At 55.6% G+C, this 11,790-nt stretch carries 12 protein-coding genes; 9 read left to right on the top strand and 3 right to left on the bottom strand.

Annotation, left to right across the window (positions count from 1 at the left end):
* Window positions 1-9: 9 nt before the first annotated feature.
* The 6 genes from SM130_RS12890 (at window position 10) to SM130_RS12865 (ending at window position 8,061) form a co-directional block, all read left to right on the top strand.
* Entirely contained in the window at window positions 10-3,495 is a 3,486-nt protein-coding gene (locus tag SM130_RS12890; RefSeq protein ID WP_102826126.1) for a glycosyltransferase, read from the top strand.
* Between the two features lie 488 nt (window positions 3,496-3,983).
* Complete coding sequence (locus tag SM130_RS12885; RefSeq protein ID WP_102825650.1) at window positions 3,984-5,186, top strand: flagellin; 1,203 nt, start codon at window positions 3,984-3,986, stop codon at window positions 5,184-5,186.
* 77 nt (window positions 5,187-5,263) lie between these two features.
* A complete protein-coding gene (locus tag SM130_RS12880; RefSeq protein WP_102825651.1) occupies window positions 5,264-5,626 on the top strand; it encodes a flagellar protein FlaG in 363 nt (120 codons plus the stop codon).
* Window positions 5,627-5,693: 67 nt separating this feature from the next.
* Entirely contained in the window at window positions 5,694-7,091 is a 1,398-nt protein-coding gene (gene fliD / locus SM130_RS12875; RefSeq protein ID WP_181019271.1) for a flagellar filament capping protein FliD, read from the top strand.
* A 236-nt stretch (window positions 7,092-7,327) separates the two neighbouring features.
* On the top strand, window positions 7,328-7,714 hold the full coding sequence (fliS, locus tag SM130_RS12870; protein WP_102825652.1) for a flagellar export chaperone FliS: 387 nt from the start codon (window positions 7,328-7,330) through the stop codon (window positions 7,712-7,714).
* A 98-nt stretch (window positions 7,715-7,812) separates the two neighbouring features.
* Entirely contained in the window at window positions 7,813-8,061 is a 249-nt protein-coding gene (locus tag SM130_RS12865) for a flagellar protein FliT (RefSeq protein ID WP_256044897.1), read from the top strand.
* A 68-nt stretch (window positions 8,062-8,129) separates the two neighbouring features.
* Here SM130_RS12865 and SM130_RS12860 read toward each other — a convergent pair whose 3' ends face one another.
* Window positions 8,130-8,411, bottom strand: coding sequence for a pyrimidine/purine nucleoside phosphorylase (locus SM130_RS12860; protein ID WP_102825654.1), 282 nt, complete (start codon window positions 8,409-8,411; stop codon window positions 8,130-8,132).
* A gap of 98 nt (window positions 8,412-8,509) precedes the next feature.
* On the bottom strand, window positions 8,510-8,851 hold the full coding sequence (locus SM130_RS12855) for a DMT family protein (protein ID WP_102825655.1): 342 nt from the start codon (window positions 8,849-8,851) through the stop codon (window positions 8,510-8,512).
* Between the two features lie 127 nt (window positions 8,852-8,978).
* On the opposite strand from SM130_RS12855, the gene SM130_RS12850 reads away from it, so the two are divergent.
* Window positions 8,979-9,230 carry a YkgJ family cysteine cluster protein gene (locus SM130_RS12850; RefSeq protein WP_102825656.1) on the top strand — a complete coding sequence of 84 codons (252 nt, stop codon included), beginning with the start codon at window positions 8,979-8,981 and terminating at the stop codon, window positions 9,228-9,230.
* A 188-nt stretch (window positions 9,231-9,418) separates the two neighbouring features.
* On the opposite strand, the gene gltA is transcribed toward SM130_RS12850, so the two are convergent.
* Window positions 9,419-10,690, bottom strand: coding sequence for a citrate synthase (gltA, locus tag SM130_RS12845; RefSeq protein WP_102825657.1), 1,272 nt, complete (start codon window positions 10,688-10,690; stop codon window positions 9,419-9,421).
* Between the two features lie 360 nt (window positions 10,691-11,050).
* Here gltA and sdhC point away from each other — a divergent pair, with 360 nt between their 5' ends.
* Window positions 11,051-11,425, top strand: a complete 375-nt coding sequence (gene sdhC / locus SM130_RS12840) for a succinate dehydrogenase, cytochrome b556 subunit (RefSeq protein WP_102825658.1) — start codon at window positions 11,051-11,053, stop codon at window positions 11,423-11,425.
* Window positions 11,419-11,787 carry a succinate dehydrogenase, hydrophobic membrane anchor protein gene (gene sdhD / locus SM130_RS12835; protein ID WP_102825659.1) on the top strand — a complete coding sequence of 123 codons (369 nt, stop codon included), beginning with the start codon at window positions 11,419-11,421 and terminating at the stop codon, window positions 11,785-11,787. Before sdhC ends, sdhD begins: the two co-directional genes overlap by 7 nt.
* Window positions 11,788-11,790: the final 3 nt, after the last annotated feature.

Genomic DNA, 11,790 nt, shown 5'->3' with positions numbered 1-11,790 from the left:
AGCGTAGCCATGCCGGCTTACAAATCTGCTTATTTGGAAAGTGCTCTAGATAGTGTGCTGCACCAAACTTACCGGCCTTTGGAAGTAGTGATTTGTGACGACTGCCGCGGGGGTGAGGTTCGCGAGATCGTGGAGCGTTTCATTGAGCGTGCCGATTTCAAAGTCACATATCAGCATAACCCGAAGCGTTTAAATGAAATAAATAATCTGGCACGTTGTATCGAGCTGGCAAGCGGGGAGTATATTAAGTTCCTTTATGATGATGATGTGCTTCACCCTGAATGCGTAGCATCTTTATTGGAACTTATGCAGGGCGACTCCAGTATTTCGCTTGCCAGTTCCCGGCGGCGGCGTATAGGTCCTTCAGGTGAACGCCTGCCGGATATATTTGCCACGGCGTTTCCTTTTGAAACTGATGCGATGATTGATGGCGAACAGCTTGTTTCGTTTTTGGCCGACCATACAGTTAATTTCATAGGTGAGCCCAGTTCCGTTATGTGTCGGCGTGCCGATGTATTATCGATGGGCAATCAGCTGAGCACATTGAATGGTGTGAGAATCCACTGGGTTGGGGATCTCGCCATCTACGCCAAGTTATTGCGTTTGGGAAACTTGGCGATGCGTTGCGAGGCATTATCAGATTTTAGGGTCTCAGAGGAACAGTTCAGTCAACTGGGTCGCGACCAGCCAGGTATAGGCGAAAAGGGGCACGAAAATTTTCGGCAGATGATTCGCGAGCTGGGCTGGTACCGCACTAGCGAGGACAGCCGGTTTGTGCGTGTGGCACCTATCACTCAGCTCAAAGCAAGGGTGTTCAAGCCGGTAAACGTGCTAGCGGCACTGATGCGGGCGATTGGTTTGGGCACTGTTCCGTTGCGGGCTTGGCAGGGGGAGCGCTGGGCAAAAGACGTTCAGCGAAGACTCATAGATGAACATTTGACGCATAGCAATGGTGGGCCGCGAATAGCTGTGGCGCTCCTTGATGCAAAGGCGGACCGAGAGGCTGTAGAAAGGACGCTGCGTAGTCTGGAAAGCAATAACTGCTACCGCAACATTGATATCCAGGTTGTTTCGTCTATGGCCCCCTCAGGCCTCAATGGTCGGGCGGAGCTGTTTCCGCTGGCTGGCAGCACCCCAATGGCTGTACTCAATGTCGTCGCAAACTCCAGCCAAGCCGAATGGATATTGGTGGCGGAGGCGGGCGTTGAATTTACCTCAAGCGGCTTGTTAATCGCAGCGCTGGATCTACTGGGCGCACCGGAGTCTTGTCTGGCCGTATATGCAGATGAACTGATGCGTCTGGAAGAGGGTGGAAGTGGGGTGGCTTTGCGTCCGGATTTCAACTTGGATTTACTGCTTAGCTTTCCCGCCGGGCTTTGCAAGCACTGGCTGTTAAGGCGTGAAGCGTTGGTAGAGCTGGGCGGGTTTTCAGCTGAGTATGACGAGGCGTTCGAGTTGGACTACCAGCTGCGCCTGGTCGAGCGCTACGGCCTAGCCTGTATAGGCCATATAAGTGAACCGCTTCTTACGAGCGATGCATTTGCGCTACGAGACAGTGCTCAGGAGCGCGCCGTTATCGAGCGGCATTTGCATGCCAGAGGATACGAGCAGGCTAAAGTGGATAGCCGACTGCCCGGCCGCTATGAACTCGATTACGGCCACGCTCAGCTCGGCTCTGTAAGCATTCTGATAGTGGTCAAGGATCGCTTGCCACAAATTCAGCGATGCATGGAAACGCTGCTGGAGCATACCGACTACGCAAATTACGAAGTGCTGTTGCTCGACCATGGTAATCAGTCCACACCTATGCGTGAGTGGCTCGCCGGCGTTGAGGCGATGGGCGTGGATCAATTGAGGGTGTTGCACTTCGATTCTGCTTTGTCGCGCGAGGTTTTGTGCAACCAGGCGGCGGAGCAAGCGAGAGGTGACTTCCTGCTATGGCTGGGCGATGGCGCCGGCGTCATGGGAGAGGGCTGGTTGCAGCAACTACTCAACCATGGTCAGCGATCGGAAGTCGGGGCAGTGGGCGGCAAATTATTGTCGGCAGATGGCAATATCCGCCACGCTGGCTTGTTGCTCGGTCTCTGCGGTCCCGTTGGCCGTGCCTTTGAAGGGGCCTCGTTTGATGATGCAGGCTATATGCAGCGTCTGCAGATCGACCAGAACTATTCTGCCCTCAGTGGCGAGTGTCTGATGGTCCATCGAGAGCTATTTCAGCAGCTCGGCGGTTTTGATGAGTCACCTCTGCTCGCGCGCTGGGCTGATGTGGATCTTTGCCTTCGTTTGCAGCAGTCGGGATATCTCAACGTCTGGACTCCCCGGGTACAGTTGTTGATGGATGCCCCGCCTGACGCTGCCACCAACGCTGCGGAGGAGGATGAGTTTTACCGGCGTTGGTTGCCGGTCTTGGCTCACGACCCTGCCTACAACACTGGTTTCAGCTTGCAGGTTGAGCAAGGTTTCAAGCTGGCCGATCCTCAGTTGTCCTGGCGTCCCTTGCAATCCTGGCGACCATTGCCGGTTGTTTTGGGCCACTACGCGGATCGCGAGGGTTGCGGCCACTATCGTGTGATCCAACCGTTCAACGCCATGCGCGATGCCGGTCTCATTGAGGGGGCGTTAACTGTCGGCCTGCTTTCCCCGGTCGAGCTGGCCCGTTACGCGCCGGACGTCGTGTTGTTGCAACGTCAGGTGGGTGAAGAGCAGTTGGAGCAGATGCGGCGGGTGCGGGAGTTTTCTAGCGCGTTCAAAATATACGAGTTGGACGACTATCTGCCGAACCTGCCGATCAAGAGTATCCACCGACTGCATATGCCCAAGGACATCGTTCGCACTTTGCGACGTGCACTGGGATATGTTGATCGTTTTGTGGTTTCCACCCAGCCTTTGGCAGAAGCCTATGCAGGGTTGCACGACGATATCAGGGTCATCGAGAACCGCTTGCCTGCTTCCTGGTGGGAGGGAAAGCAAAGTGAACGGCGGGTTGGCCTAAAGCCGAGGGTTGGCTGGGCTGGAGGGGTTGGTCATACGGGCGATTTGGAGCTGATTGCCGACGTGATCAAAGAGCTAGCCGATGAGGTCGAATGGGTGTTCTTCGGGATGTGCCCCGATAAGCTGAGGCCGTACGTTCACGAATTCCATGGGGGCGTGTCGATTCATCAGTATCCGTCGGTTCTAGCCAGCATGAACCTGGATCTTGCACTGGCTCCGCTCGAGCAGAACCTCTTCAATGAATGCAAGAGCAATTTGCGCCTGCTTGAGTACGGTGCCTGCGGCTTCCCTGTCATAGCCAGTGATGTTCGGTGCTATCGAGGTGATCTTCCAGTTATGTTGGTGAAGAACCGCTTCCGAGATTGGGTGGATGCGATCAGGGCTCACATCAACGATCTTGATGCCGCCTCCAGAGCAGGTGATGACTTACGAAATGTCGTGTTGAGCAAATGGATGCTTGAAGGTGCGAATCTGGAATCTTGGCGCAAGGCTTGGCTGCCCTAAATCGCTGGCTGGTTTGCATCAATGAGGCGATGCGGCCCGACTCGGCTGGTGAAATCGAAGGTGCCCCTCCCCAGGGTACCTCGCTATAAGGTCGTCTAGCCTTGGCAAGGTTGGCTAGTCCCTTATCCACCTACCGGCTAGCGCTGCCACTGGGCGGTCTGGGCTTCACGTCTGGGCGCTTCGCCAGCTTCGCAACAGGGATCACCTCCAGCATGATTCTATCTCGCCTTGGGGCTTGCGCGGCTCCCACACCATGATGAGCTAGTTCCTAAGGTTTTCTGCCGCCTTGCCGATGTAGTGACAAGGCGTCGGTACGAGCGTTCGAGGAAGTCAAGAGTGACGAAGGTTTTTTCTCTTTCTCCCCTAAAGCTTTTGAGAGTACCGCCGAAATAAATCATGAATGCGAACTTTATGGGTGCCTGGGTAATGTCCCTCCCCAAGGTCGCACACTCAGGCAAACAAGCTAGGTCCGATGGAGGACACACATCATGGCTTTGACCGTCAACACTAACGTTGCTTCCCTGAATACTCAGCGCAACCTCAGCAACTCCGCCAACTCCCTGCAGACCACCATGCAGCGCCTTTCAACCGGTAGCCGCATCAACAGTGCCAAGGACGATGCCGCCGGCCTGCAGATTTCCAACCGTCTGGGCAGCCAGATCAGCGGTCTGAATGTTGCGGTTAAGAACTCCAACGACGGTATCTCCATGGCGCAGACTGCTGAAGGCGCCCTGCAGCAGTCTACGAATATCCTGCAGCGTATGCGTGACCTGTCCCTGCAGGCTGCCAACGGATCCAACAGTGATTCTGAGCGTGGTGCGCTGAACGACGAAGTCACCCAGTTGAAGAAAGAACTGGACCGTATCAGCAATACCACTACCTTCGGTGGCCGTCAGTTGCTCAATGGTGACTTCGGCACTGCCAGCTTCCAGGTGGGTGCAGCAGCCAACGAAATCATCAGTGTTTCCATTGGCGAGATGAGCTCCAAGTCGCTTGATGCTACTCACTACGAGTCCACTATCGCTGCTTCGAGCGCAACCGCGGCCGCTTCTCCAGCGACCGGTGCTGCGGCCAGCGGTGGCGTTACGATAGGTTTCTCGGTTGGCTCCAAGTCGTATTCGGTTGACGCTAAGTTCGCCAAAGGCGATACCAACGTACAAATCAACCAGAAACTGGCTGCCGCGATTAACGATACCAACTCGGGCGTGGGCGCCTTCGTAGACGACACCACTGGTGCCATAACCGTCGTCGCTAAAGAGGACGCTAGCACCGCTGGGCAGTCAGCATTTGCTCTTACTAACATGGCTCAGACTAGCGGTACCGGTTTCACAGCTGGCGCTGCAACGGTTGCGGCCAGCGCAGGTACAGCAACCTCCACAACCATCGCCAAGATTGACCTGACTACAGCCAAGGGTGCGCAGATTGCCGTCCAGGCAATTGACGAGGCGATCAAATCGATCGACTCGCAGCGAGCCGAACTTGGTGCGGTGCAGAACCGCTTCGAGAATACGATTGCCAACTTGCAGAACATCGGCGAGAACGTATCGGCTGCCCGAGGCCGTATCCAAGATACCGACTACGCTGCTGAAACTGCAGCACTGAGCAAGAATCAGATCCTGCAGCAGGCAGGTACTGCGATTCTCGCTCAGGCCAACCAGCTGCCGCAGGCGGTGCTCAGTCTCCTGCAGTAATCAACAAGGCAGGATTGCAGTAACCACGGGAGGAAGTGCTGAGCGCTTCCTCCCGTTTTGCCGTTTCGAGGTGAAAAATGGACATTACGCTTTCCGGGCTTCCTACCAGTACAGCTCAAACATCAGTGTTAACAGATGGTCGGCGAAGCGCGGCCGGTAGACCTGTCGATACGGAAAATATCGAAAAGGCCGCCCCCGTTCAGGATGGTCCGGCCACTACTGAGTCGCTTCAAGGGGCTGTTACTAGCATCAAGGATTTTGTCCAAACCATCCGTCGAGATTTGAATTTCGATCTGGATGATTCCAGCGGACAAATGGTGGTGAGAGTCACTGACAGAGCTACCGGTGAGGTAGTGAGGCAGATACCTACTGAAGAAGCGCTGCGTTTGGCCGAGAACCTAGAAGAGGCACGCAGTCTTTTGTTCAAGGCGCAGGCGTAGCGGCGCGTTTCTTGCTGCGGATTAGCTTTGGCTTCTTAAGCGTCAACACTATGGCGAGGTGGTGAAGATGGCAGGTATTACGGGCATTGGCTCTGGGATGAACATCGATGCGATGGTCGGAGCGATGGTTTCGGCCGAAAAGGCTCCGAAGGAAGCGCAGCTTACCCGTCTTGCGACCGCTACCACCACTAAGATCTCCGCCTTGGGTACGCTGCGCACTTCGCTGAGTAGCTTTCAAACGGCGCTTAAAGATCTTAACGACATTAAGCTGTTCGAAAATCGATCCGCCAAATCATCTAATACCGATCTATTGACCGCCTCGGCCAGCAAAACCGCTCAAGCGGGGACCTACAGTGTCAAGGTCGATCAGCTAGCAACCGGAAGCAAGACGGCTACTGCTGCGCTGGATGGCGGCTTTAAGACCGAAGCCGCTGGCACCTTGACAGTCAGGATAGGTAGCGGCGGCGCAGGTATTAGCGTCAACGTCGCAAAAGATGCCTCGCTATCTGAGGTAAGAAACGCACTGAATACTGCGCTGAAGGATTCCAAGGTCACAGCGAACATACTTACGGACCCTAGTACTGGTAAGAGTCGTCTGGTGATGTCGTCTTCTGATACGGGTGAGGGCAAGGATGTCTCCATCACAGCCAGCGACGGTTTAGATGCCCTAACCATCGACCCCGAAAATGCCGCAACTGCCGAGGCGGGCGGCTTTTTGGAGCGAGCACAGAACGCCAAATTCTCGATCGATGGCCTGGCATTACAGAGCGCGACAAACAAGGTAACGGGAGCTATCCCTGAGGTAACCCTCAATCTGGTTTCGACGAGCAAAGACAAGACGTCCACTGTGACCGTTGCGCAAGACACCGAGGGTGTCACGGCCAACATCAAGAAATTCGTGACTGCCTACAACAACCTGATTAATACAACTAATACGTTGACGCGAGTGACAAAGGTGGGCGAAGACGGTAAGCCGCTCACTGGGGGGTTGGTTGGCGATTCCAGCGTTCGTAGCATCCTTTCAGGGATTCAGAACGAGTTGGTTTCCGTTGGGGGGGGCGATGGTGTCAGGGCGTTGTCCGACCTCGGTATTACCACGCAGAAGGATGGAACTCTCGCCATCAACGACACTAAGCTAAAAGCGGCGCTCGATGATAAGTTCGATGCTGTCGGTGCATTTTTTACCGGCGAATCTGGCCTGATGAGTCGTTTGAACAATAGAGTCGAGGGCTTTAATCAGGCAGGGGGAATCCTGGCTCAGCGGGTCTCCGGGCTTGAGGCAACCAATGCTGATATCAAGGTTCAGCGGGAGAAGCTGGCGTTGCGTGTCGAGTCTATATCCGCTCGCCTGTATTCTCAGTTCAACGCCATGGATACGTTGGTCGCTCAGCTTTCCAGCACTAGCAGTTGGTTGGAGAACACCCTTTCGAGTCTGCCGGGCGTAGTCAAAAAAAGTGGTAAATGATCGGTCGTTTTTTTATCCAGCTACGCGATGCGCGCGTTTGGGCGTTTCACAGCCATTGCGCGTTCCCGTGGGGCGCTCCGCCATGCCCAGTGCGCGTTGCTTGCTAGCGAGGGGCTTGCAGTGCTCCAGTCCGCGCCCCTCGATAATCAAAAAAAATCCTTAAGGATCGCTGCTAAAGCTGCGTAGCCGGGTGCCGATAAAGTGGTTAGTCCCGCCACGTATGGAGCACAATTCCCATGTATGCCATGGCAGCCATGAAGCAGTACCAATCAGTCAATACCAATGCACAGCTAGTAGATGCAAGCCCGCACCGGCTGATCCAGATGCTGATGGAGGGCGGCCTTACTCGTTTGGCTCAGGCTCGCGGTGCAATGGAGCGTGGTGACGTAGCGCTCAAGGGTACCTTGCTTGGAAAGGCTGTAGATATTGTCGGGGGGCTGCGCGAGGCGCTCAACCAAGACGCTGGTGGTGAGGTTGCGGCCAACCTGGATAGACTCTATGCCTATATGAGTTCACGCCTGCTCGAGGCAAACTTGAAAAACGATCTGTCAATCATCGATGAAGTGACTGGGCTGTTGCGCGAGGTTAAAGCGGGTTGGGATGGTATTGCTAAACTTGGTTGAGTTTCTGCTGACCAGCGGCGACTTCCGGTCTTTCATTGAAACCCTGTAGGGGCAGTATGCAATCCAGTTTGTTGTCGCTTCAGTCACTCCGGCACGCTATGCAAGAAGCGCTGGCGCTTCAGGACTGGAGCGCCATTGGATCGCTGGATTCGCAATGCCGCATATTGGTTGATCAGACCGTTGGAAGTGCCGATATTAATCTGCTGCAGCAAATTGAAGAGATTTCCCAGCTGTATCAGCTGCTGCTGCAGGCTGCACGCTTGGAGCGTGAGCGGATCGCCAGCGAGCTGACCCAGCTCAGTAAGTCGAAGCGGGCCGATCAGGCGTATAAGGCGTCCGACAGGTAGGGATGCGCCAGGGCTTGGCGCGTGGTGGAAAATAGGTTTCATTTTCCACCGACTACGGACTGAAAGTATCAGCGATATTCGCAAAGGTAGGCGGTGTCCACCGCTACCTTCAGCTGAAACTTGCTGTTCGCCGGAACGGTGAACTGACTGCCACTGGCAAAGGTTTCCCAGGCATCGCTGTCAGGCAGCTTCACTTCCAGGCTACCGGCAACTACGTGCATGACTTCCAGTTGCGCGGTGCCGAATTCATATTCGCCGGGGGCCATTACGCCGACTGTAGCCGGGCCTTCTGACATGTCGAAGGCGATGGATTTGACGGTGCCATCGAAGTACTCGTTGACCTTGAACATCGAGATTCCTTGAGCGATTTGAAAGGGTCGCCAGTATGCCCAAGCGCATGTGCCTGCGTCACCTGGCTGGTTGGGTCTCGGGCATCTGGGTGCGTTTGTTAACTGCGGAAGATAAAGTAAACGGCGCCGACCAGGCACAGTCCCGCCCATAAATAGTCCAGCTTCAGCGGCTGCTGCATGTACAGCACGCTAAACGGGACGAAGATCATCAGTGTGATTACCTCCTGCATGATCTTCAGCTGCCCGATCGACAGCTCGGTATAGCCGATACGGTTTGCCGGCACCATCAGCATGTATTCGAAGAATGCGATGCCCCAGCTGATCAGTGCGGCGATGAGCCAGGGTTTGCCGTTCAGGCTCTTCAGGTGCCCATACCAGGCGAAGGTCATGAAAAGGTTGGAGCAGCAGAGCAGGGCGGCGGTTTGCAACCAGACAGGCATGATGGTGGCTCGAAGATGACGACGCGCTAGCCTATTTCCGAGAGGAGTCACGCGCAACGGCCATCTGGTGTCTCTAGTTCGGCCGGATTATTATCGCCGCCCCCTTACCATCACTGAGTGGCAATTCATGGATTGTCGCCCTGGCTGCGGTGCCTGCTGTATCGCTCCTTCGATAAGTTCGCCCATACCCGGCATGCCGCATGGCAAGCCTGCGGGTGAACCATGTGTTCAATTGGATGCGAATCTCCTGTGTTCGCTGTTCGGCGATCCACGTCGGCCGGCGGTGTGTTCGGCATTTGCTGCGGACCCTGTTTGCTGTGGTGAAAACAGGGGTGATGCAATCCGCTTGCTGGGCTGGCTGGAGCAGGAAACGGCGTAGCGGCCTTCCGCGTGTAGCGATGCGTGACGCAGTAACATGCGGGAGATGCCCTCGCTGGGCGGTGGTTGGGCGCGAGGTCTGCTGTCGGCGGGGATGGTGGCGCTAATGCAGAGTTCGCTGCTGCGCTTTCGTAGAAATGAAAAGGCTGCCCCTGGGGGCAGCCTTTTTCGTTTGCACGGAAGTGTCGCTTATCGCGGCAGGTCGCGCTTGGTGTGGCCGGTATACAGCTGACGCGGACGGCCAATCTTCTGGCCAGAGGCAATCATTTCCTTCCAGTGGGAGATCCAGCCGACAGTGCGCGCCAGGGCGAATATGACGGTGAACATGCTGGTCGGAATACCGATAGCCTTGAGGATGATGCCCGAGTAGAAGTCTACGTTCGGATACAGGTTGCGTTCGGCAAAGTACGGATCGTTCAAGGCGATTTCTTCAAGCTTCATGGCCAGATCCAGTTGCGGATCGTTGATGCCCAATTCGCTCAGCACTTCGTCGCAGGTCTGCTTCATGACCTTGGCGCGCGGATCGAAGTTCTTGTAGACGCGATGGCCGAAGCCCATCAGCTTGAACGGGTCGTTCTTATCCTTGGCCTTGGCCAGGAATTTCTCGACATTCGATACGTCACCGATCTCGTCCAGCATGGTGAGTACGGCTTCGTTCGCACCGCCGTGTGCCGGGCCCCACAGGGCGGCGATACCGGCGGCGATACAGGCGAACGGGTTGGCGCCCGTCGAGCCCGCCAGGCGAACGGTAGAGGTGGAAGCGTTTTGCTCGTGATCAGCGTGCAGGATGAAGATACGATCCATGGCTTTGGCCAACACCGGGCTGATCGGTTTGATCTCGCACGGGGTGTTGAACATCATGTGCAGGAAGTTTTCCGAGTAGCTCAGGTCGTTGCGCGGATACATCATCGGCTGACCCATGGAGTACTTGTATACCATCGCTGCTAGGGTCGGCATCTTGGCGACCAGGCGCACCGCGGAGATTTCGCGATGGTGCGGATCGTTGATGTCCAGGGAGTCGTGGTAGAAGGCCGAGAGAGCGCCTACGACACCGCACATGATTGCCATGGGGTGAGCGTCGCGACGGAAGCCGTTCAGGAATGACTTCAGCTGCTCGTGGACCATGGTGTGGTTCTTGACGGTGCTGACGAACTCAGCCTTCTGCTCGGCTGTAGGTAGCTCACCGTTCAAAAGCAGGTAGCAGGTCTCAAGGTAGTCGGATTTCTCCGCTAGCTGCTCGATCGGGTAGCCGCGGTGTAGCAGGATGCCCTTGTCGCCGTCGATGTAGGTGATCTTGGACTCGCAAGAGGCGGTCGACATGAAGCCGGGATCGAAGGTGAAGTGACCCGTGGAGGTCAGGCTTCGTACGTCTATTACATCAGGCCCTACGGTACCGGTTAAAACGGGCAGTTCGACGGGGGCAGCGCCCTCGATGATCAACTGCGCTTTCTTGTCAGCCATGTATGGCCTCCTGTTTTGTGCTTGGAATCATCATGGCCCCCCACGCAGGGCCCGCATCACTATAGTGTGATAAACCGCAAAGTCAATTTGCGCGAACCCATGCCGTAGAGGGCTCTGCGGGGGGATGCGTACAGCTTGGGTGCACTGTTTACGGCATTTATATAGGGCCTGCTATCAGCCTTTAGTGGCACTTCACCACATTGTCATTAGTGACCTAACTGTTTATACTCGGACACCGACCGGCAGGGGCCTTACAGGCAGTATTCTGTAGGTTGTCACTCGTGGGTAGCGGGTACTGCTGCGTACTCTTCCCAACAACTTTGCCCTGCGTTCTGGGGCTCTCAAGTGTGAAAAAAAGCCGTGAAAAGCCAACGACCTGTAAACCTAGATCTTAGGACAATAAAACTCCCCATCACTGCTTACACGTCGATTCTCCACCGTGTATCCGGTGTCATCCTGTTCGTCGGTATCGCCTTGTTGCTGCTAGCGCTCGATACCTCGTTGTCTTCGCCAGAAGGTTTCGAGGATGTTCGTGCCTATCTGAGCAGTCCCCTGGCCAAGCTGGTGAGCTGGGCGTTGCTGTCCGCACTGCTGTATCACCTTGTGGCAGGTGTTCGTCACCTGATCATGGACACTGGCCATGGCGAGACGCTGGAAGGCGGCAAGCTGGGCGCGAAAATCGTAATCGCCGTTTCGGTGGTGCTGATCGTTCTGGCGGGGGTCTGGATATGGTAACCAATGTCACCAATTTTTCGCGCTCGGGTCTGTATGACTGGATGGCGCAGCGCGTATCTGCAGTGGTACTTGCGGCTTATTTTCTGTTTCTGCTTGGGTACCTGATTGCGAACCCAGGTCTGGAGTATGCCCAGTGGCACGAGCTGTTCTCGGCTAACTGGATGCGTATCTTCAGTCTGTTGGCTCTGGTCGCCTTGAGTGTGCACGCGTGGGTAGGCATGTGGACGATTTCCACCGACTACCTGACCAACATGGCGATCGGTAAATGGGCTACCGGCGTTCGTTTTCTGTTCCAGACGGTGTGTGGCATTGCCATGTTTACCTTCTTCGTCTGGGGCGTGCAGATTCTTTGGGGTATCTGATTC

The sequence above is a fragment of the Stutzerimonas stutzeri genome, assembly GCF_038561965.1.
Taxonomy (GTDB): Bacteria; Pseudomonadota; Gammaproteobacteria; order Pseudomonadales; family Pseudomonadaceae; genus Stutzerimonas; species Stutzerimonas stutzeri_AA.
This window is presented reverse-complemented; position numbering and strand designations above follow the sequence as displayed.